General features: G+C 63.4%; 17 protein-coding genes and 2 pseudogenes. 14 read left to right on the forward strand and 5 right to left on the reverse strand.

Features of this window, described 5'->3' with window-relative positions:
- Window positions 1–78 precede the first annotated feature (78 nt).
- Complete coding sequence (locus DM373_RS03605; RefSeq protein WP_110992262.1) at window positions 79–480, reverse strand: lysozyme inhibitor LprI family protein; 402 nt, start codon at window positions 478–480, stop codon at window positions 79–81.
- Between the two features lie 285 nt (window positions 481–765).
- Between DM373_RS03605 and DM373_RS03610 the strand changes: the two genes are divergently transcribed.
- The 7 genes from DM373_RS03610 (at window position 766) to DM373_RS03640 (ending at window position 10,314) form a co-directional block, all read left to right on the forward strand.
- Complete coding sequence (locus DM373_RS03610; protein WP_016392223.1) at window positions 766–1,743, forward strand: dipeptidase; 978 nt, start codon at window positions 766–768, stop codon at window positions 1,741–1,743.
- 76 nt (window positions 1,744–1,819) lie between these two features.
- Window positions 1,820–2,350: a DUF5943 domain-containing protein gene (locus DM373_RS03615; protein ID WP_110992263.1), complete on the forward strand. Its 531-nt coding sequence runs from the start codon at window positions 1,820–1,822 to the stop codon at window positions 2,348–2,350.
- Between the two features lie 15 nt (window positions 2,351–2,365).
- Complete coding sequence (dgcA, locus tag DM373_RS03620) at window positions 2,366–4,426, forward strand: dimethylglycine demethylation protein DgcA (RefSeq protein ID WP_110992264.1); 2,061 nt, start codon at window positions 2,366–2,368, stop codon at window positions 4,424–4,426.
- A 48-nt stretch (window positions 4,427–4,474) separates the two neighbouring features.
- Entirely contained in the window at window positions 4,475–6,427 is a 1,953-nt protein-coding gene (gene dgcB / locus DM373_RS03625) for a dimethylglycine demethylation protein DgcB (protein WP_110992265.1), read from the forward strand.
- Window positions 6,427–7,659, forward strand: a complete 1,233-nt coding sequence (gene etfA, locus DM373_RS03630) for an electron transfer flavoprotein subunit alpha (protein ID WP_110992266.1) — start codon at window positions 6,427–6,429, stop codon at window positions 7,657–7,659. The genes dgcB and etfA overlap by 1 nt, the downstream gene beginning before the upstream one ends.
- A 10-nt stretch (window positions 7,660–7,669) precedes the next feature.
- Window positions 7,670–8,440, forward strand: coding sequence for an electron transfer flavoprotein subunit beta (gene etfB, locus DM373_RS03635; RefSeq protein WP_110992267.1), 771 nt, complete (start codon window positions 7,670–7,672; stop codon window positions 8,438–8,440).
- 1,079 nt (window positions 8,441–9,519) lie between these two features.
- Window positions 9,520–10,314: an RHS repeat-associated core domain-containing protein gene (locus tag DM373_RS03640; RefSeq protein WP_244215031.1), complete on the forward strand. Its 795-nt coding sequence runs from the start codon at window positions 9,520–9,522 to the stop codon at window positions 10,312–10,314.
- Window positions 10,315–10,392: 78 nt separating this feature from the next.
- Here DM373_RS03640 and gbcA read toward each other — a convergent pair whose 3' ends face one another.
- Window positions 10,393–11,685: a glycine-betaine demethylase subunit GbcA gene (gene gbcA / locus DM373_RS03645; RefSeq protein WP_110992269.1), complete on the reverse strand. Its 1,293-nt coding sequence runs from the start codon at window positions 11,683–11,685 to the stop codon at window positions 10,393–10,395.
- 296 nt (window positions 11,686–11,981) lie between these two features.
- On the opposite strand from gbcA, the gene gbcB reads away from it, so the two are divergent.
- Window positions 11,982–13,082, forward strand: a complete 1,101-nt coding sequence (gene gbcB, locus DM373_RS03655; RefSeq protein WP_031314933.1) for a glycine-betaine demethylase subunit GbcB — start codon at window positions 11,982–11,984, stop codon at window positions 13,080–13,082.
- Window positions 13,083–13,295: 213 nt separating this feature from the next.
- A complete protein-coding gene (locus DM373_RS03660) occupies window positions 13,296–14,069 on the forward strand; it encodes an RHS repeat-associated core domain-containing protein (RefSeq protein ID WP_244215032.1) in 774 nt (257 codons plus the stop codon).
- Window positions 14,070–14,117: 48 nt separating this feature from the next.
- On the opposite strand, the gene DM373_RS29550 is transcribed toward DM373_RS03660, so the two are convergent.
- Complete coding sequence (locus tag DM373_RS29550) at window positions 14,118–14,990, reverse strand: methyl-accepting chemotaxis protein (RefSeq protein WP_425272558.1); 873 nt, start codon at window positions 14,988–14,990, stop codon at window positions 14,118–14,120.
- A pseudogene (locus tag DM373_RS29555) lies at window positions 14,973–15,782 on the reverse strand (MCP four helix bundle domain-containing protein); the annotation flags it as partial. The gene DM373_RS29550 and the pseudogene DM373_RS29555, both read right to left, overlap by 18 nt.
- Before the next feature lie 237 nt (window positions 15,783–16,019).
- Between DM373_RS29555 and DM373_RS03670 the strand changes: the two are divergent.
- The 4 genes and pseudogenes from DM373_RS03670 (at window position 16,020) to DM373_RS29565 (ending at window position 18,667) form a co-directional block, all read left to right on the forward strand.
- Window positions 16,020–16,250 carry a hypothetical protein gene (locus tag DM373_RS03670; RefSeq protein WP_110992272.1) on the forward strand — a complete coding sequence of 77 codons (231 nt, stop codon included), beginning with the start codon at window positions 16,020–16,022 and terminating at the stop codon, window positions 16,248–16,250.
- The gene (locus tag DM373_RS03675) at window positions 16,247–16,549 is read left to right on the forward strand and encodes a cell division protein ZapA (protein ID WP_110992273.1); all 303 of its coding nucleotides are present in this window, start codon (window positions 16,247–16,249) and stop codon (window positions 16,547–16,549) included. Before DM373_RS03670 ends, DM373_RS03675 begins: the two co-directional genes overlap by 4 nt.
- A gap of 225 nt (window positions 16,550–16,774) precedes the next feature.
- Window positions 16,775–17,803, forward strand: a pseudogene (locus DM373_RS29560) (HAMP domain-containing protein); the annotation flags it as partial.
- A gap of 135 nt (window positions 17,804–17,938) precedes the next feature.
- Window positions 17,939–18,667, forward strand: a complete 729-nt coding sequence (locus DM373_RS29565; protein WP_425272559.1) for a methyl-accepting chemotaxis protein — start codon at window positions 17,939–17,941, stop codon at window positions 18,665–18,667.
- Window positions 18,668–18,772: 105 nt separating this feature from the next.
- Here the strand turns inward: DM373_RS29565 and DM373_RS03685 are convergent, their stop codons facing one another.
- Window positions 18,773–19,813 carry a threonine aldolase family protein gene (locus DM373_RS03685; RefSeq protein ID WP_110992275.1) on the reverse strand — a complete coding sequence of 347 codons (1,041 nt, stop codon included), beginning with the start codon at window positions 19,811–19,813 and terminating at the stop codon, window positions 18,773–18,775.
- 316 nt (window positions 19,814–20,129) lie between these two features.
- Here DM373_RS03685 and DM373_RS03690 point away from each other — a divergent pair, with 316 nt between their 5' ends.
- Window positions 20,130–21,383: a serine hydroxymethyltransferase gene (locus DM373_RS03690; protein WP_110992276.1), complete on the forward strand. Its 1,254-nt coding sequence runs from the start codon at window positions 20,130–20,132 to the stop codon at window positions 21,381–21,383.
- Window positions 21,384–21,396: the final 13 nt, after the last annotated feature.

A 21,396-nucleotide genomic window follows, 5' to 3' on the forward strand; every position in this document is an offset into this window, starting at 1 on the left:
CCGCCCCCGCAGCGGGCGGGCAAGTTCATTGTGTGGGAGCCGGCTTGCCGGCTCCCACAGAGGCTCTGCCTACCTGATTTATTGCTGACCGATGGTCTGCAGATACTCCGAGCGCTCATCGCTACGCTGCGCCACGCAGGTGTTCCACGCCGCTTCGTAAGCCTTGCTGCCGGGCTTCTCGGCATAGGTCTCGACCTTGCAGTCGGCATCGCGCAACTGGGCCCAGAGTTTCTCCGCAGCCTCCATCTTCGCGCTCAGCGCCGCGGCCTTGTCGTTTTCATCCGCATACTGGTCGCGAATGCGCTGGATCAGGTCGTCATAGGCGGCCTTCAGCTCGCGCTCGGCGGTCTGCTTGTTGTAGGCCGCGCAGGCATAGCCCTGCTGGTCGGTCTCGACGTTGTCGCAGGGCGTGCTTTCTTCCTCGGCGGCCTGGGCGCCGCACGCGACGGCCAGCAGGACCAGCCATGCCATTGATTTCATCCGTTTTCTCCTGAACAGGCTGACGAATCGCAGGGATTCTCGCTCAGCCTCGGGCGCGGCGATAGCTCCCTGACGAAATGTTCATCAAAGCCTTACAGAAGCCGTTGTCGAGACTGGCTCTCATCTGCGAGGCGCAGGCCAGAGCGCGCCGTTTCGGCCTTTGACGCTTTCGGCAAACCCCCTGTCGTTTTTGCATCGGGGCGCCTCGGGCGGCAGGCATATGCTGGCCCCAAAGCGCCGACACAAGGTTTGGCGCCAGCAAACTCAATAAAAGGGGACAGCCTGATGAGCCCAGCCGAACTTCACGCCGACAGCATCGTCATCGACGGTTTGATCATTGCCAAATGGAACCGCGAACTGTTCGAGGACATGCGCAAGGGCGGGCTCACCGCAGCCAACTGCACGGTGTCGGTGTGGGAGGGCTTCAAGGCCACCGTCGACAACATCGCCGCCAGCCAGAAGCTGATTCGCGACAACAGCGACCTGGTGATGCCGGTGCGCACCACCGCCGACATCCGCAAGGCCAAGGAGCTGGGCAAGACCGGCATCCTCTTCGGCTTCCAGAACGCCCACGCGTTCGAAGACCAGATCGCCTATGTAGACGTGTTCAAGCAACTGGGCGTGGGCATCGTGCAGATGTGCTACAACACCCAGAACCTGGTCGGCACCGGCTGCTACGAGCGTGACGGCGGCCTGTCGGGCTTCGGCCGCGAAATCGTCGCCGAGATGAACCGCGTCGGCATCATGTGCGACCTGTCCCACGTCGGCTCCAAGACCTCCGAGGAAGTCATCCTCGAATCGAAAAAGCCCGTCTGCTACTCCCACTGCCTGCCGTCGGGGCTCAAGGAGCATCCGCGCAACAAGTCCGATGCAGAGCTGAAGTTCATCGCCGACCACGGCGGCTTCGTCGGCGTGACCATGTTCGCGCCGTTCCTGGCCAAGGGCATCGACTCGACCATCGACGACTACGCCGAAGCCATCGAGTACACCATGAACATCGTCGGTGAAGACGCCATCGGTATCGGCACCGACTTCACCCAGGGCCACGGCCAGGACTTCTTCGAGTACCTGACCCACGACAAGGGCTACGCCCGTCGCCTGACCAACTTCGGCAAGATCATCAACCCGCTCGGCATTCGTACCGTCGGCGAGTTCCCCAACCTCACCGAGACCCTGCTCAAGCGCGGCCATTCCGAGCGCGTGGTGCGCAAGATCATGGGCGAGAACTGGGTCAACGTCCTCAAGGATGTGTGGGGCGAATAAGCCGCACTCCAAGCCTGAAAACCCCGGCCAGCAACGCCGGGGCCTCCCAACAAAAATTTTATGGAGTTGAGTTTCCATGGCCAAGATCGCCCCGCAATTGCCAATCGAAGTCGACAGCGAGACCGGTGTCTGGACCAGTGACGCCCTGCCGATGCTCTACGTGCCACGGCATTTCTTCGTCAACAACCACATGGGCATCGAGGAAGTGCTGGGCGCCGACGCCTATGCCGAGATCCTCTACAAGGCCGGCTACAAGTCCGCCTGGCACTGGTGCGAAAAAGAAGCCGAGTGCCATGGCCTGGAAGGCGTGGCGGTGTTCGAGCACTACATGAAGCGCCTGAGCCAGCGTGGTTGGGGCCTGTTCAAGATCCAGGACATCGACCTGGACAAAGGCACCTGCAGCGTCAAGCTCGAGCACTCGGCGTTCGTCTATGTCTACGGCAAGGTTGGCCGCAAGGTCGACTACATGTTCACCGGCTGGTTCGCCGGCGCCATGGACCAGATTCTCGCTGCCCGCGGCAGCTCGATCCGCACCGTGGCCGAACAGGTCTACGGCGGGTCGGAAGAAGGCCACGAAGATGGCCTGTTCGTTACAAAGCCGTTGTAAGCCGGAGATAGCGTCATGGCCTTCGAAGCAATGTTCCAGCCGATCCAGATCGGCAAACTGACCATCCGCAACCGTGTGCTCAGCACCGCGCACGCCGAGGTGTATGCCACCGACGGCGGGATGACCACCGACCGCTATGTGAAGTATTACGAAGAGAAGGCCAAGGGCGGCATCGGCCTGGCGATCTGCGGCGGCTCGTCCGTGGTGGCCATCGACAGCCCGCAAGAGTGGTGGTCGTCGGTCAACCTGTCGACCGACCGCATCATTCCGCACTTCCAGAACCTGGCTGATGCCATGCACAAGCATGGCGCCAAGATCATGATCCAGATTACCCACATGGGCCGTCGCTCGCGCTGGGACGGTTTCAACTGGCCGACCCTGATGTCGCCGTCGGGCATCCGTGAACCGGTGCACCGCGCCACCTGCAAAACCATCGAAGTGGAAGAGATCTGGCGCGTCATCGGCAACTACGCGCAAGCTGCGCGCCGCGCCAAGGCAGGCGGCCTGGACGGCGTCGAGCTGTCGGCGGTGCACCAGCACATGATCGACCAGTTCTGGAGCCCGCGGGTCAACAAGCGTACCGACGAGTGGGGCGGCACCTTCGAAGGCCGCATGAAGTTCGGCCTGGAAGTGCTCAAGGCCGTGCGTGCCGAGGTAGGCGACGACTTCTGCGTGGGCATGCGCATCTGCGGCGACGAATTCCACCCCGATGGCCTCAGCCACGAGGACATGAAGCAGATCGCCGCCTACTACGACGCTACCGGCATGCTCGACTTCATCGGCGTGGTCGGCTCGGGTTGCGACACCCACAACACCCTGGCCAACGTCATCCCCAACATGAGCTACCCGCCGGAGCCGTTCCTGCACCTGGCGGCCGGCATCAAGGAAGTGGTCAAGGTTCCGGTGCTGCACGCGCAGAACATCAAGGACCCGAACCAGGCCACGCGCATCCTGGAAGGCGGCTACGTGGACATGGTCGGCATGACCCGCGCCCACATCGCCGACCCGCACCTGATCGCCAAGATCAAGATGGGCCAGGTGGACCAGATCAAGCAGTGCGTCGGCGCCAACTACTGCATCGACCGCCAGTACCAGGGCCTGGACGTGCTGTGCATCCAGAACGCCGCCACCTCCCGTGAATACATGGGCGTGCCGCACATCATCGAGAAGACCACCGGCGCCAAGCGCAAGGTGGTGATCGTCGGCGCAGGCCCTGCCGGCATGGAGGCTGCCCGCGTGGCCGCCGAGCGTGGCCACGATGTGACCGTGTTCGAGAAGAAGGAGCAGATCGGCGGGCAGATCACCATCGCCGCCAAGGCCCCGCAGCGCGACCAGATCGCCGGCATCACCCGCTGGTACCAGCTGGAGTTCGCTCGCCTGAAGATCGACCTGCGCCTGGGTACCGCCGCTGACGTGGCGACCATCCAGGACCTGCGCCCGGACATCATCGTGCTGGCAGTGGGCGGCCATCCGTTCGTCGAACAGAACGAGCACTGGGGCGCTGCCGAAGGGCTGGTGGTGAGCAGTTGGGACGTGCTCGATGGCAAGGTCGCACCGGGCAAGAACGTGCTGGTGTACGACACCATCTGCGAGTTCACCGGCATGTCGACGGCGGACTTCATCGCCGACAAGGGCAGCCAGGTCGAGATCGTCACCGACGACATCAAGCCGGGCGTGGCCATGGGCGGCACCAGCTTCCCCACCTACTACCGCAGCATGTACCCCAAAGAAGTGATCATGACCGGCGACATGATGCTGGAGAAGGTCTACCGCGAAGGCGACAAGCTGGTGGCGGTGCTCGAGAACGAGTACACCGGCGCCAAGGAAGAGCGGGTGGTGGACCAGGTGGTGGTGGAGAACGGCGTGCGTCCCGACGAGCAGCTGTACTACGCGCTCAAAGACGGTTCGCGCAACAAGGGCCAGATCGACGTCGAGGCACTGTTTGCCATCAAGCCGCAGCCGATTCTCAGCCAGCCGGGCGAGGGCTACCTCTTGTACCGCATCGGCGACTGCGTGGCCCAGCGCAACGTGCATGCGGCGATCTACGACGCCTTGCGCCTGTGCAAGGATTTCTGATCGCAGAACCAACGCGGCATCTGTAGAGGAACACTGTGGGAGCCTCCCATGTTGAACACCCTTCTACCCATCCTGCTGTTCACCGCGCTGGCCCTGGCGGTGCTCGGCGCCCTGCGCCGGGTGCGCATGTGGCGGCGCGGGCGGCCGAGCAAGGTCGACCTGATCAAAGGCCTGCTGGCCATGCCACGGCGCTACCTGGTGGACCTGCACCACGTGGTCGAGCGCGACAAGTACATGTCCAAGACCCACGTGGCCACTGCCGGCGGTTTCGTGCTGTCGGCCGTGCTGGCGATCCTGGTGCACGGCTTCGGCCTGCACAGCAAGATCCTCGGGTTTGCCCTGCTGGTAGCCACGGTGATCATGTTCATCGGCGCGATCTTCGTCTTCAAACGCCGTCTCGATCCGCCGTCGCGCCTTTCAAAAGGCCCGTGGATGCGCCTGCCCAAGAGCCTGCTGATGTTCGCGGCGAGCTTCTTCATCGCCACGCTGCCGGTGGCCGGCATCCTGCCGCAAGGCACGGGTGGCTGGGTGCTGGTGGCGCTCCTGGGGGTTGGCGTGCTGTGGGGCGTGTCCGAGCTGTTCTTTGGCATGACCTGGGGCGGGCCGATGAAGCACGCGTTCGCCGGCGCCCTGCACCTGGCCTGGCACCGCCGCGCCGAGCGCTTCGGCGGCGGCCGTTCCACCGGCCTCAAGCCGCTGGACCTGGAAGACCCGAACGCGCCGCTGGGCGTGGAAAAGCCGGTGGATTTCACCTGGAACCAGCTGCTCGGCTTCGACGCCTGCGTGCAATGCGGCAAGTGCGAGGCCATGTGCCCGGCGTTCGCCGCCGGCCAGCCGCTGAACCCGAAAAAGCTCATTCAGGACATGGTCATCGGCCTGGCCGGAGGCACCGACGCCACCTTCGCCGGCAGCCCCTATCCGGGCAAGGCGATCGGTGAGCATGGCGGCCATCCGCACCAGCCGATCGTCAACGGCCTGGTCGATGCCGAAACCCTGTGGTCGTGCACGACCTGCCGCGCCTGCGTGGAGGAGTGCCCGATGATGATCGAGCACGTCGATGCCATCGTCGACATGCGCCGCCACCTCACCCTGGAAAAGGGCGCCACCCCGAACAAGGGCGCCGAGGTGCTGGACAACCTGATCGCCACCGACAACCCCGGCGGCTTCGCCCCGGGCGGGCGGATGAACTGGGCGGCCGACCTCAACCTGCAACTGCTCAGCGATGTGAAGCGCACCGAGGTGCTGTTCTGGGTTGGCGACGGCGCCTTCGACATGCGCAACCAGCGCACGCTGCGCGCCTTCGTCAAAGTGCTCAAGGCCTCCGGCGTGGACTTCGCCGTGCTTGGCCTGGAAGAGCGCGACAGCGGTGACGTGGCCCGTCGCCTGGGCGATGAGGCGACCTTCCAGCACCTGGCCAAACGCAATATCCAGACCCTGGCCAAGTACCAGTTCCAGCGCATCGTCACTTGCGACCCGCACAGCTTCCATGTGCTGAAGAACGAATACGGTGCCCTTGGCGGCGACTACCAGGTGCAGCACCACAGTACCTACATCGCCGAACTGATCGCCGCCGGCAAGCTCAACCTTGGCCAGCACAAGGGCGGCAGCGTCACCTACCACGACCCATGCTACCTGGGCCGTTACAACGGCGAGTACGAGGCCCCGCGCGATGTGCTCAAGGCCTTGGGTATCGAAGTGCGCGAGATGCAGCGCTCGGGCTTCCGTTCCCGTTGCTGCGGCGGCGGCGGCGGCGCGCCGATCACCGACATCCCGGGCAAGCAACGTATCCCCGACATGCGCATGGACGATATCCGCGAGACCGAGGCAGAGCTGGTGGCCGTGGGTTGCCCACAGTGCACGGCGATGCTCGAAGGCGTGGTCGAACCGCGTCCACAGATCAAGGACCTCGCCGAGCTGGTCGCCGATGTGCTGATCGAAGACGAGGCCCCGGCGAGCGCCAAGCCGCCGGCCAGCAAACGTGAACCTGCGGAGGTGCACTGATGAGCGACATCATCCGCCGCGACCCACGCGCCGAGTGGATCGCCCGTAACCGCCTGCACCCGCTGCATGCAGCGATGCAGACGCAACAAACCAGCTGGATGGGCCCCAACGGCCTGATGCGCAAGAACCCCCATGCGATCGCTGCCGGCTTCATCGGCCCCAGCGGCCTCAAGCGCATCGACCGCAGCGGCGCCCAGCAGGGCACCGGTGTGGGCGGGCGGCGCACGGCCGCCGCCGAAGTACAGCTGCCGCTGCATCAGGTGGCCAAGCCTGCGTTCTACATCGCCGTGGTGCCGGACATGGTCGGCGGCCGCCTCGGCAGCCACGACCGCGACCTGCTCGGCCTGGCCCACAGCCTGGCTGGCAGTGACGGCGCGGTGCTGGCGGTGGTGTTCGGCGAGCACAAGGAAAGCAACTTCTCCACCGCCGGCGTTGATCGCCTGCTGGTTATCGAAGGCGAGGCCTTCGACGGTTATGCACCGGAGCAACTGGTCCAGGGCCTGCGGGCTGTGGATAACCAGTTCGCGCCGCGCCACTGGCTGTTGCCCGATAGCCGTACCGGTGGCGGGGAGCTCGGCCGGCGCTTCGCCGCGGCCCTGGGCGAACGCCCGGCGACGCGGGTATGGCAGGTCAAGGACGGCCAGTGCATCGGCCGTGCCGGCGCCGGCCAGCAGGACATCCAGCGTGACGTGCCACGGTTGATCCTGGCCGCTGCCGAATGCGCTGAGCCTGTGAGCGAAACCCGACACGAAGCCCTGCCGGTGGAGTTGTCCACAGGCGTGGCGCGCAGCCTGTCGCGCATCGAGGACCTTGGCTCGGTGGCCGTGGACCCGGCCGCCATCGCCATGGCCGAGGCCGAGTTCATCGTCTCGGGCGGCAACGGCGTCAAGGACTGGGAGCTGTACCACCAGGCCACCAAGGCCCTCGGCGCCACCGAAGGCGCCTCGCGGGTGGCGGTGGACGACGGCTTCATGCCGCGCAACCGCCAGGTGGGGGCCACCGGCACCTGGGTCACGGCGCGGGTCTACGTGGCTGTGGGTATCTCCGGCGCGATCCAGCACCTGCAGGGCATCGGCGCCTGCGACAAGGTGGTGGCGATCAACATGGACCCGGGCTGCGACATGATCAAACGGGCCGACCTGTCGGTGATTGGCGACAGCTCGGCGATTCTCAAGGCACTGATCGAGGCTGTGGACAACTACCGCAGCGGCGGCCAGCGCGACGCGGCATAAGGGCGTGAGCATGACTACCAAAGTGATCAGTCTGGTTTCCATCGGCGCTCACCCCAGTTCCGGGCGTGCGCGCCGCGCCGAGCAGGATGCCCGTGCGGTGGAGCTGGGCTTGCAGCTGGCTGGGGATAACTTGCAGGTGGTGCATGCCGGTGATCCCCGCGAAGAGGCCTTGCGTGCTTACCTGGGCATGGGGCTTGAACACCTGGACGTATTGGAACAGCCCGCTGGCGCCGATGTACTGGGCGTGTTGGGCGACTACCTGCGCGATGCCGGCGCCCAGTTGGTGCTGACTGGCAGCCAGGCGGAAACCGGGGAAGGCTCGGGCATGTTGCCGTTCCTGTTGGCCGAGAAGCTCGGTTGGCCGTTGGTGGTCGGGCTGGCCGAGGTGGAATCGATCGAGAACGGTACCGCCCAGGTGCTGCAAGCCTTGCCACGGGGCCAGCGGCGTCGCTTGAAAGTGCGCCTGCCCTTGTTGGCAACTGTGGATAACGCGGCGCCCAAGCCCCGCCAGAGCGCATTCGGCCCGGCGCGGCGCGGAGTGCTGGCCCCCTTTGATGTGGCGGTGGTGGACGACCCGGTACTGGGTGATGACGCCCTGCAACCCGCTCGCCCACGGCCCAAGCGGCTCAAGGTGATCAAGGCCAAGAGCGGTGCCGACCGCATGAAGGCCGCCACGGCCAAGGCCAGTGGCGGCGGGGGCAAGGTGCTGAAGGATGTGTCACCCCAGGAAGGCGCCGAGGCGATCCTCAAGTTGTTGGTGGAGGAGGGGGTTCTGCGCTGAGCAAACCCTGCTATTCAAGCCCTGCTTCCACAGGAATGCGCAGAGTTGGCCTGGCGCTAACCGTGTGGGAGCGGGTTTACCCGCGAACACCGGCTGAGCCGGTGCCATCCACCGCATCGCCTGCTTCGCGGCTAAAGCCGCTCCCACAGGTTACGCGTGGCCTCTGTGAGTGCACGGCGAATAATCTTGCCCACGGATTCTGTTCGCCAAGCTGTGGACAAAGTGTTTGCGCAATGCTGTAGCCCTTTGAAATCAACGGGTTCAAGGTTTTGATCAATTTGTGATCAGTCGTTGATTTCATCTTCGAGGCCCGAGCCCGCAAAACTGCCCACAATCGCTGTTGGCCGGTGTGTGGATAACATGTTCGCCCATTAGTGCAGGCGTTGAATTTACTGGCTTGCAAAGAATTGATCGTTTTTTGATCTATTGCCACTAAAGTCAGGTAAACCCGCTGATTATCTGGGCTTTCCGGGCTTTTCCACAGCCAGTTTACGGCCAGCCCGGGTTTTCCCACATTCTTTGTTGGCGGCCCTGTGGACAACATGTTTGGTTTCTTCTCCAGGCCTTTGTTTTAAAGGCTTGGAGCATTTTGATTGTTTTTTGATCAAATCGTGAGGAATGTCCTCGGAGCGTCCGAAAATCAGTATGTTGGGACGGTTATCCATATCTCTTCAATGGGCCGCCGGAATCTGCTCACAATCCCTGTTGGTCGACATGTGGATAAGTTGTTCGGAAATAGCTGGAGGTCACGTAATCTAAGGTCTACAGTGAGTTGATCGTTTTTTGATCAGTGGCGTGTGACTTGAGTCATCCGGGCCGGCCAGTCATTGTCGGCAGATCTGTGGATAAACGATTGACTCGCATGAAGGCATCGCACTGCGAACGGCACTTCTGACAGATCTCCGCAAGGCCATCCTCCAGCACACCTGGTTGAGCTTTACCTGACAGTTTTGCCAGTTACGCCCACCAACTGGTAGTGCTAGCTTGTCTACGCAAACAACATTGTGAGGGGAGAAAGAATGCCAACTCTTAGGCTGTTGGCTACGGATCGTCTACTTAGTCCGATTTTGATAGCAGGGATGGCTGACTGGTCGCCTATTGCCTATACCGTTACTGGGCAACGTTCCGCACCTTCGGCAGCGGCGATTACAGGTTTTACCGGACAGATGCGTGAGCACGATCTCGACAGATATTTACTGGGCAACGGGCATCGCCTCTATAATCCTGCGCTAATGCGGTTTCACTCGTCGGATCGGCGCAGCCCTTTCGATGAGGGAGGCGTAAATAGTTACGCATACTGTGGCGGAGATCCTGTCAATTGGCATGATCGTAATGGGCGATATTCACATGCGGTTTTTTCTGGCGATCTGCTCAATTTCACCGCGTTGATAACTAGCGGCATACTCGGGTTCGCTAGCAAGTATTTAAATCAAAAATTCAGCCGAGCATCGATTGCTTCGCTGACCCTCACCGTCGCTGGTGCTAGCAGCTATGGCGTGGGGCGCGTCATGGAAGGAATGGAACTGGATCATAGTGTCGGATTCCAAATAGTTGGAAACTATATGATGGTCGCTGGAACAATTGTCGGTGCGTCTGATGTCGTAAGGTCAATGCGCGGCACACACAGGGCTTTGTCGCCCTCAGTAAGCAGAGAGCGTAGCCTGAACAGCGAGAAAGTGAGTTCTCCGGTTCAGAAAGTGCATGCGGGGGCATCAGTTGTAACTAACCCGCCTGACTTTGATCGTCGTTCGTATGGGCAGCAAACAAGCGTTACTTCATCAGTTTCAAATGGCAGTTATGAACGGCAGGCTGCTATAGAGGAGAGTGTGGCTCAAGTTAGGGATAATGCTAGTCAGTTGACGCAACTCATTTAAAGATCGGATGCTGCTAGACAATAATATGGCCACATTTACAACGTTAAGAATCGCCCCCAATGGCTGGGGGCGAGCTTCTTATTGTGCTTTTACTTCCACTAGATAAGGCGCCGGCTCGGCCCCCAAATTGTTCAGCACACGCTGGCTGTACCAGTCGATGAAGTTCACCACGCCAAACTCGTAAGTCTTCGAGTAAGGCCCCGGCTGATACGCCGTGGAGTTGATCCCCCGCTGGTTCTCCTCCGCCAACCGCCGATCCTGGTCGTTGGTCGCATCCCACACCTTGCGCATTTCTTCAGGGTTGTAATCCACCCCCTCCACCGCATCCTTGTGCACCAGCCACTTGGTGGTGACCATGGTCTCCTGCGCACTGATCGGCCACACGGTGAACACGATCATGTGGTCGCCCATGCAGTGGTTCCAGGAATGCGGCAGGTGCAGGATGCGCATCGAGCCCAGGTCGGGGTTCTGGATGCGGCCCATCAGCTTCTTGCAGGCCACCTTGCCGTCCATGGTCATCGACACGGTGCCCTTGAGCAGCGGCATGCGCACGATGCGGTTACGCAGGCCGTGGCTCTTGTGCAGGTAAGGGATCTTCTCGGCTTCCCAGGCGGCGGCCGAGGCAGCTACGTGGTCCTTGAACTCCTGGCTGGCGCGCGGGTCGTTGGTGTCGTCCCACTCCAGCAGCGTCTTCAACAGCTCCGGGTGCGAGCCGCTGCAGTGGTAGCACTCGCGGTTGTTCTCCAGCACCAGCTTCCAGTTGGCCTTCTCCATCAAGGTGGTCTGCACCGCCACCTTGGTGTTCTCCATGTCGTACGGTTCCATGTAGTGGTCGAGGGTGGCCAGGAACTCGTCGATGGCCGGTGGGTTCTCGGCCAGGCTGATGAAGATGTAGCCACCGGCCACCTTCACGTTCACAGGCTTGAGGCCGTACTGGTTCATGTCGAAGTCGGCGCCCATCTCGGTGCCGGCGAACAGCAGGCGGCCATCGAGTTCGTAAGTCCACTGGTGGTAGTGGCAGACCAGCTTGGCCACCTTGCCTTTGTCGCTGACGCACAGGCGCGAACCGCGGTGGCGGCAGACGTTGTGGAAGGCATGCACCTTACCTTCGGCACCGCGAATCACGATGATCGGGTTCTTGCCGATCTGCAGGGTGATGTAGTTGCCCTTGGTCGGGATCTCGCAAACCATGCCGGCGATCAGCCATTCCTTGTGGAAGATCTCCTGCATGTCGATCTGGAACAGGCGCTCGTCGCTGTAGAAAGGTTGCGGCAGCGAGTAGGTGCGCTCGCGGGTCTGCAGCATCTCGGCGGTGGCCTTGCGTGCGGGTTCCAGTGGGTCGCCCAGGCTCAGGGTTGCGGTGACGTCCATCGTGTGGTCCTCGGGGCCGCGTGCGGCCGACAGAAGTGGCTAATCGTTGTTGTTTGCCGCAGGGCTGCTGCTTTGGATAAACAGCGTGTTGTTTTGCCGAGGAGTGTGCGTTCGAAGGCGTCGGGAACCATATCCATGGGCGACATGGCCGCATCGAATTCCGACGCGCCAACCCTTGCAGCGTGGGGCTGGTCGCGATAAGCACGCCGATGTCGCGGATGGGAATGTACGCAGCCCTCGCGTTGCGCATTATCGGAGCCATAAGAAAGGCCGACAGTCGGCTGCTGGAGATGAACATGTCCGATACCTTCCTCAACCCGGTCACCACCCAGACCTGGGCCAATGGCCGCCACATCGTGCGCTGCGTCAAGGTCATCCAGGAAACCTGGGATGTGCGCACGTTCTGCTTCATGGCCGACCAGCCGATCATGTTCTTCTTCAAGCCCGGGCAGTTCGTCACCCTGGAGCTGGAGATCGAAGGCAAGCCGGTGATGCGTTCGTACACCATCTCCAGCTCGCCGTCGGTGCCCTACAGCTTCTCGATCACCGTCAAGCGCGTGCCGGGCGGGCTGGTGTCGAACTTCCTCCACGACACCATGCACGAAGGCGCCGAGCTGCCGGTGCACGGGCCGGTGGGGCTGTTCAACGCCATCGACTTCCCGGCGGGCAAGACCCTGTACCTGTCCGGTGGTGTCGGCATCACCCCGGTGATGTCCATGGCCCGCTGGTTCTACGACACCAACGCCAATGTCGACATGGTGTTCGTGCACAGCGCCCGCTCGCCGAAGGACATCATCTACCACCGCGAGCTGGAGCAGATGGCTTCGCGCATCCCCAACTTCAGCCTGCACATCATTTGCGAGAAGCACGGGCTGGGCGAGCCGTGGGCCGGCTACCGCGGTTACCTCAACCAGCGCCTGATGGAGCTGATCGCCCCGGACTACCTGGAGCGCACCATCTTCTGCTGCGGCCCAACGCCCTACATGAGCGCGGTCAAGCGCATGCTCGAGGCGGTCGGCTTCGACATGAAGAACTATCACGAGGAGTCGTTCGGCGCGACGCCGCCCGAGGCCAAGGCCGATGCGGTGGAGCACGCGGAAGCTGCGGCCGATGCGCCGGAAGTGGACGCGGCCGACCTCAACCTGGTGGAGTTCGTCGGCAGCGACAAGAGCATTCGCGTGGCCCCGGGCGAGACCGTGCATGCGGCGGCGGCCAAGGTCGGGCTGATGATCCCCAAGGCCTGTGGCATGGGCATCTGCGGCACCTGCAAGGTGCTCAAGCTGGGCGGTGAGGTGGAGATGGAGCACAACGGCGGGATCACCGAAGAGGACGAGGCCGAGGGCTACATCCTGTCGTGCTGCAGTGTGCCGAAGGGGGATGTGCGGATCGAGTATTGAGCTGATACTCGAGCACCAGGGGCTGCTGCGCAGCCCTTTCGCCGGCAAGCCGGCTCCCACAGGTACGGCACGGGCCTCTGTGGGAGCCAGGCTTGCGGGCAATGGGCCGCAAGGTGGCCCCGGTTGTATGGGCACCTGATATTTTTGCCAGTTTCACTGCCACTGCGTCGCTGCCAAGCTCCGGATGGGAACCCCAGCAAAGGAGTTTGGACAGTGCCTACCTACTTGCTTGCCTGTGATAGACAACGCAGCCCCATCGGCGCTACCGGGCTCCCAGGCCGCAGCTTCACGGCCTATGGTGCGCTGCCGTCACCGCCTGGCCTGAAGACCGGCTTTTGTGGCCAGCTTCGTGAGCCGCGGATGGACGGCTATCTGCTGGGCAATGGGCACCGTCATTACAATCCGGCGTTGATGCGTTTTTACCAGCCCGACGCCCTCAGCCCGTTCGCTGAAGGAGGGATCCATGTCTACCTGTACTGTTCCGGCGACCCGGTGAATCGCCATGATCCAAGCGCAGGTTCTTCCGTCTTGATCTCGCAGATCATCCAACGTTCGGGGACCATCGCCTTGCACACGGCGTCACCGCTCGCACTCATGCTCGGCCCCGAGCCAAAGGGGGCGCTGGCAGTGAACGCTTCGCGGGTCGCCTTGCTGGGCTCCGCCACGAGCGCGGCGGCAGCTGGCATGGGACTGGCCGGCGTAGCGGCGGCCACCTACGTTGCCAATGCCGGTACGGCACTGCTGGTGGCGGGGGCCGGGACTCGGATTGCCAAAGCCGCCTGGGACAACTGGGAGGGACTCTGGCAATACGTGAAGAGAAGTGTCACGACCAATACCAGGGCCATACTGGGCATGCGCCCTGCCGATAAGGTAGTGCGACCCGCGGCCGAGCAGGTAAAGGTGCAGACGCCCAGCCCGCCGTTCACCACCGTTGATGTACAGGTGCAGCCCGTGCAGATCAGCCAGTCGATCAGGGGGACTGATTGACTGGCCACTTTCGCTGAGGGGCGTGCAGGCGCCCGGCATTCGCCAGGATCAGATGCGGAACCGCGCCACCATCCCGTTCAGGTCCACCGCCAGGCGTGACAACTCGGCACTCGCCGCGCTGGTCTGGTGCGCGCCGGTGGCGCTCTGCACCGACAGGTCGTTGATGTTCACCAGGTTGCGGTCCACCTCGCGGGCCACCTGGGCCTGCTCCTCGGCGGCGCTGGCGATCACCAGGTTGCGCTCGTTGATCTGCCCCACCGCCGCGGCGATGGTGTCCAGGGCAAGGCCTGCGCCCTTGGCGATGTTCAGGGTCGATTCGGCGCGCTCGGTGCTGGTGCGCATCGAGTCCACGGCCTGTTCGGTGCCGCCCTGGATGCTGCCGATCATCCGCTCGATCTCGCTGGTGGACTGCTGGGTGCGGTGCGCAAGCGCCCGGACTTCGTCGGCCACCACGGCAAAGCCACGGCCCGCCTCGCCGGCACGCGCCGCCTCGATGGCGGCGTTGAGCGCCAGCAGGTTGGTCTGGTCGGCCAGGCCGCGGATCACGTCCAGCACCTTGCCGATGTCGCGCGATTGCTCCGCCAGGTGGGTGATCAGCTTGGCGGTGGCCTGTACGTCGCCGCTCATGCGCTCGATGGCGCCCACGGTCTCCATGACCAGGTCGCGGCCATCGCCGGCCGAACGGCTGGCTTCGCTGGAGGCTTGCGAGGTGCTCACCGCGTTACGTGCCACTTCCTCGACCGCGCTGGTCATTTCGGTGACGGCGGTGGCGGCCTGCTCGATTTCGTTGTTCTGCTGCTGCAAGCCACGGGCGCTTTCGTCGGTGACGCTGTTCAGCTCTTCGGCAGCCGAGGCCAGCTGGGTGGCGGAGCCGGCAATCAGCTGCAGGGTATCGCGCAGCTTGTCCTGCATCTTGGCCATGGCCTGCAGCAGGCGCGCGGCTTCGTCGGTGCCTTCGGGGCGGATGCTGTGGGTGAGGTCGCCCTCGGCGATCTGCTCGGCGGCCTTGAGCGCTTCGTCGATGGGTTTGACGATGCTGCGGGTGAGCAGCAAGGCGAACAGCAGGGTCAGCACGGTGGCGGCAATCAGCAGGCCGATCACCAGGGCGAAGGCGCCGTTGTACTGGTCGGCGGCCTGCTGGTTGGTGTCGCGGGTCTGGTCGGTGTTGATGCGCACCAGGGTGTCCATGACCTTGTTGATCTGTTCGGAGTTGTCCAGCAGGTCGCGGTTGAGCATGGCGCGCAGGCCTTCCAGGTCGCCGGCCTGGCTCAGGCTGCGCATGCGCGCTTCGAGCTGGCGGTACTGGCCGAGCAACTGGCCGTATTGTTCGAACGCGGCTTTTTCGTCGGCGGCGCTGATCAGCGGCTCGTAGGCATGGCGGGCCTTGTCGATCTGCGCGTTGCGCTCGTCGAGCAGGCGCAGGGTGTCCTGCTGGGTGGCCGGTTCGCGGTTGAGCAGCAGGCGGTAGGAGAGGGTGCGCAGACGCAGGTTGAGCGCGGTCAGCTCGTCGAGGGTCTTGATGCTGGGCACGCTGACTTGCTCGATGGTCACGCCGGCGTGGCGGATGTTGCCCATCTGGATCAGCGAGAAGACACCCAGGCCGAGCATCAGCAGGCCGATCACCGAAAACCCGAGCAGGGCGCGCGGGGCGATATTCATGTTGCGTAGGGACATGGAGGCGGTATCCAGGACAGAAAGGGGGCCGCAGTCCATGCGACGAAATAGGACCTGCCGGCGTATCGGTCGTGACCGGTCAGTCTTGATAGTGGCATGGAGAATTTATGAGGCAGCTAACGAAATTCCTGACAGGCGGTTGACCCAGGCCGGAACAAGGGCGGCCGACACCGGTCAACCTGAGCAGGTAAAAACCTTTTGAATCCGATATTTAATGGCGAGGGCGCAGGTTTTTCCTTATCGTGTGCGCCCTTTGCAACAACCCGAGATAGACGCATGTTGGAAACTTCCCTGAATCAACTCGAGCAACTGGTCAGCGACCTGATGCACAAGAACGCTCAACTCACCGAGCAGAACACCGCCCTCGGCCAGGAACTGGCCCAGGCCAAGGAAGAGAACGAGACCCTGCAGCTGTCGCTGATGGAGCAGGAAGAGAAGCACGGCGCCACCGCTGCCCGCATCCAGGCCCTGGTCGACCGCGCCAGCGCGGGTGTCGTGAACGCATGAGGCTGCACGCGCAGCCGGTCAATGTCGTATCGATCCTCGGCAACGACTATTCGCTCAAGGCGCCGGAAGGCCAGGAAGAGACCCTGGCCCAGGCCGTGCGCATGCTCAACGTCGCCCTGGCCGAGACCAAGCGCAGCTACCCGACGCTGATCGGTGACAAATTGCTGGTGCTGGCGGCCCTGAACCTGTGCTCGAAACAGATCGAGTTGCAGCGCGAACACGCCAAGACCCTGGAGCGCACCCAGGCGCAGATCGACGCCACCGTCGATGCCATCAGCCGCACCATCGGCGACCAGTAAAGCGCTCAAGCATCCCCTGTGGGAGCGGGTTTACCCGCGAAGACGATGGTGGTTTCACCGACGTCTTCGCGGGTAAACCCGCTCCCACAGTCTTTTTGTGCTGTCTCAGATCTCTGGAATAACTGGATACTTGAGTGTATACACTTCTCGCAAAACAATAATTAGCGGGAGTAGCGGGGCATGCGTATCTGGCGGCGGAGCATCCAGTGGCAATTGATCGCAAGCATGGGCGCGGCCCTGCTGGCGAGCATCCTGGTGGTGGTGGCGATCTACACCGTGGCGGTCAACCGCCTCACCGAGCGGTACCTGGTCGACACGGCGCTGCCGGCCAGCATCGAGGCGATTCGCAACGACATCGAACGCATGCTCGGCCGACCGCAGGTGGCTGCGGCGGACATCGCCGGCAATACCCTGCTGCGCGACTGGCTGGCGGCCGGTGAGGACCCTGCACAAGCACCGCGTTTCATCGAGTACCTGGAGGGCGCCAGGCAGCGCAACCAGGCCTTCACCACGATGTTCGCCGCCACTGCGAGCAACCACTACTACAACGAGAAAGGCCTGGATCGCACCCTCAGCCGCGCCAACCCCAAGGACAGCTGGTTCTACGGCTATATCGACAGCGGCGCCGAGCGCCTGGTCAATATCGACATCGACGGGGCCACCGGTGAGTTGGCGCTGTTCATCGACTATCGGGTGGAAAAGGATGGCCAGTTGGTGGGCGTGGCGGGCATGGGCCTGCGCATGAGCGAATTGTCCAAGCTGATCCACGACTTCAGCTTCGGCGAACACGGCAAGGTGTTCCTGGTGCGCAACGATGGCCTGATCCAGGTGCACCCCGACCAGCAGTTCAGCGGCAAGCGCCAGCTCGCCGAGCAGCTTGACGCCGACGCCGCCAAGGCGGTGATGAGCGGCGGGCAGGGCCTGCGCAACAGCCGTTTCAGCCGCGACGGTGAAACCTACCTGGCCCTGGGCCTGCCACTGCGGGACCTGAACTGGACCCTGGTGGCCGAAGTGCCGGAGGCCGAAATCTATGCCCAGATGCGTCAGGCCGTATGGCTCACCAGCCTGATTGGCGGAGGCGTGGCGCTGGTGTCGCTGTTGCTGGTGGTGCTGCTGGCGCGCGGGCTGGTGCGGCCGATCCGTCAGGTCACTGCGGCATTGGTGCAGATTGGCAGTGGTGCGGGCGATCTCAGCCATCGCCTGGACGATTCGCGCCAGGACGAGTTGGGCGACCTGGCCCGGGGCTTCAACCGCTTCCTCGACAGCCAGCGCGGCTTGATCGGCGAAGTGCTGCGTACCACCGAACGCCTGCACCGCTCGGTTGAGCAGGTAACGCAAGTGGTGGACAACACCGCCGAACGCTCCGGGCGGCAGCAGGAAATGACCGAGATGGTCGCCACCGCCGTGCACGAGATGGGCCTGACCGTGCAGGACATTGCCCAGAATGCAGGCTCTGCCGCCGTGGCTTCGCAGTCGGCCCGCGACGAGGCACTGCAGGCGCGCGAAGTGGTGCGTCGGTCCATTCACAACATCGAAGGCATGTCTGGCGAGATTGGCAGGGCGGCCGATGCGGTCAGCCAGTTGGCCGACGAAGTCGCCTCTATCGATGAAGTGTTGGCGGTGATCCGCAGTATTTCCGAACAGACCAACCTGCTGGCGCTGAACGCTGCCATCGAAGCGGCGCGGGCCGGTGAGATGGGCCGTGGCTTTGCCGTGGTGGCCGACGAGGTGCGCACCTTGGCCCGGCGTACCCAGGTGTCCACCGACGAAGTGCAGCAGATGATCCAGCGCCTCAAGCAGGGTGCGGGCACGGCGGTGTCGTCGATGCAGGCGGGGCAGCAGGCGACCGGCAATGGGGTCGAGTCCAGCCAGCTCACGGGCACGTCGCTGGGGGCGATCACCGATCAGGTCGAGCAGATCAGCGACATGAATCACCAAGTGGCCACGGCGACCGAGGAGCAGTCGGCGGTGACCGAGGAAATCAACCGCACGGTGCAGGGGATTTCCGACCTGGCGCGGCAGACGGCGGCCGAGGTGCAGGGGTGCCGGGAGGAATGCCAGGCGCTGCGCGGGTTGGCCGATGACCTGGCGCGGCAGATGGGTGGGTTCAGGCTTTAATCGGTGTTGGATGCTTCGCGGGTAAACCCGCTCCCACAAGCTGATCACTGTCCTTGAAGACGGTGCCGTACCTGTGGGAGCGGGTTTACCCGCGAATGCGCTGGATCAGGCGCCGACGATGCTGCGGATATCCGCCGCCAACTCGCGCACCCGTGCCTCTTCGGTATCCCACGAACACATGAACCGCGCCCCACCACTGCCAATGAAGGTATAGAAGCGCCAGCCTTTATTGCGCAGCGCTTCGATGGCCGGCTCCGGCATTTGCAGGAACACCCCGTTGGCCTCCACCGGGAACATCAGCTCCACGCCCGGCAAGTCGCTGACCAGCGAGGCCAGCAGTTGCGCACACTGGTTGGCGTGGCGGCCATGGCGCATCCAGGCGCCGTCTTCCAGCAGCCCGACCCACGGCGCCGACAAAAAACGCATCTTCGAGGCCAGTTGCCCGGCCTGCTTGCAGCGGTAGTCGAAGTCTTCGGCCAGTTTGCGGTTGAAGAACAGGATCGCCTCGCCCACTGCCATGCCGTTCTTGGTGCCGCCAAAGCACAGCACATCGACGCCGGCCTTCCAGGTCAGCTCTGCCGGCGTGCAGCCGAGGAACGCGCAGGCGTTGGTGAAGCGCGCGCCGTCCATGTGCAGGTTCAGGCCCAGCTCTTTACAGGTGGCGCTGATCGCCTTGAGCTCGTCGGGGCGGTACACCGTGCCCACTTCGGTGGCCTGGGTGAGGGTCACCACGCGGGGCTTGGGGTAGTGGATGTCCTGGCGCTTGAGCGCCACTTCACGGATCGACTCGGGGGTGAGCTTGCCGTTGACGCTGGGTGCGGTCAGCAGCTTGGAGCCGTTGGAGAAGAACTCCGGCGCGCCGCATTCGTCGGTCTCGACGTGGGCGGTCTCGGAGCAGATCACGCTGTGGTAGCTCTGGCACAGCGAAGCCAGGGCCAGGGAGTTGGCGGCGGTGCCGTTGAAGGCGAAGAACACCTCGCAGTCGGTTTCGAACAGTTTGCGGAAGTACTCCGAGGCGCGCTCGGTCCACTGGTCGTCGCCGTAGGCGCGTTCGTGGCCGTGGTTGGCCTTTTCCATCGCGGCCCAGGCTTCGGGGCAGATGCCGGAATAGTTGTCGCTGGCGAATTGTTGGTTGTTGTCGGTCATGACGCCTGTCCTTTTTTACGACGCAGGCACGCACTCTAAACCATCGATTTGGCGGTTGCCTATACAGGCCAGGCCTGCGTCGCCTGTACCGGCCTCTTCGCGGGTAAACCCGCTCCCACAGGGTATGCCGCAGTCCCTGTGGGAGCGGGTTTACCCGCGAAGGGGCCGGCACGGACAAACCCTGCAGGCAATGTCGTAAACGCGCCATTGCAAGGCGCGCGCAGGCATCTGTGCCCCCCGGCCCGGTCATACCATCGCTGCAAAGGGTGACAAGTCCCTCTACAGACAAGAAACGATCGCTGCCGGGAGATACATGATGTTCAGCAAGCAAGACCAGATCCAGGGTTACGACGACGCACTGCTGGCGGCGATGAATGCCGAGGAACAGCGCCAGGAAGATCACATCGAGCTGATCGCCTCGGAGAACTACACCAGCAAGCGCGTGATGCAGGCCCAAGGCAGCGGCCTCACCAACAAATACGCCGAAGGCTACCCGGGCAAGCGCTACTACGGCGGCTGCGAGCACGTCGACAAGGTCGAGGCGCTGGCCATCGAGCGCGCCAAGCAGCTGTTCGGCGCCGACTACGCCAACGTGCAGCCGCACTCCGGCTCGTCGGCCAACGGCGCCGTGTACCTGGCCCTGCTGCAGGCCGGCGACACCATCCTGGGCATGAGCCTGGCCCACGGCGGCCACCTGACTCACGGCGCCAAGGTGTCTTCCTCCGGCAAGCTGTACAACGCCGTGCAGTACGGCATCGACACCACGACCGGCCTGATCGACTACGACGAAGTCGAGCGCCTGGCCGTCGAGCACAAGCCGAAGATGATCGTCGCCGGCTTCTCGGCCTACTCCAAGACCCTCGACTTCCCACGCTTCCGCCAGATCGCCGACAAGGTCGGTGCCCTGCTGTTCGTCGACATGGCCCACGTCGCCGGCCTGGTCGCCGCCGGCCTGTACCCGAACCCGATCCCCTTCGCCGATGTGGTCACCACCACCACCCACAAGACCCTGCGCGGTCCACGTGGCGGCCTGATCCTGGCTAAGAGCAACGAAGAGATCGAGAAGAAGCTCAACGCAGCAGTCTTCCCCGGCGCCCAGGGCGGCCCGCTGATGCACGTGATCGCCGCCAAGGCCGTGTGCTTCAAGGAAGCGCTGGAGCCTGGCTTCAAGGCCTACCAGAAGCAGGTCATCGAAAACGCCCAGGCCATGGCCCAGGTGTTCATCGACCGTGGCTTCGATGTGGTCTCGGGCGGTACCGACAACCACCTGTTCCTGGTCAGCCTGATTCGCCAGGGCCTTACCGGTAAAGATGCCGACGCCGCCCTGGGCCGCGCGCACATCACCGTCAACAAGAACGCCGTGCCCAACGACCCGCAGTCGCCGTTCGTCACCTCGGGCCTGCGCATCGGCACCCCGGCCGTCACCACCCGTGGTTTCAAGGTGGCCCAGTGCGTGGCGCTGGCCGGCTGGATCTGCGACATCCTCGACAACCTCGGCGACGCTGACGTCGAAGCCGATGTGGCCAAGAACGTCGCCGCCCTGTGCGCAGACTTCCCTGTTTACCGCTGAGTGGAGTAAACGA

The organism is Pseudomonas sichuanensis, assembly GCF_003231305.1.
Lineage (GTDB): Bacteria > Pseudomonadota > Gammaproteobacteria > Pseudomonadales > Pseudomonadaceae > Aquipseudomonas > Aquipseudomonas sichuanensis.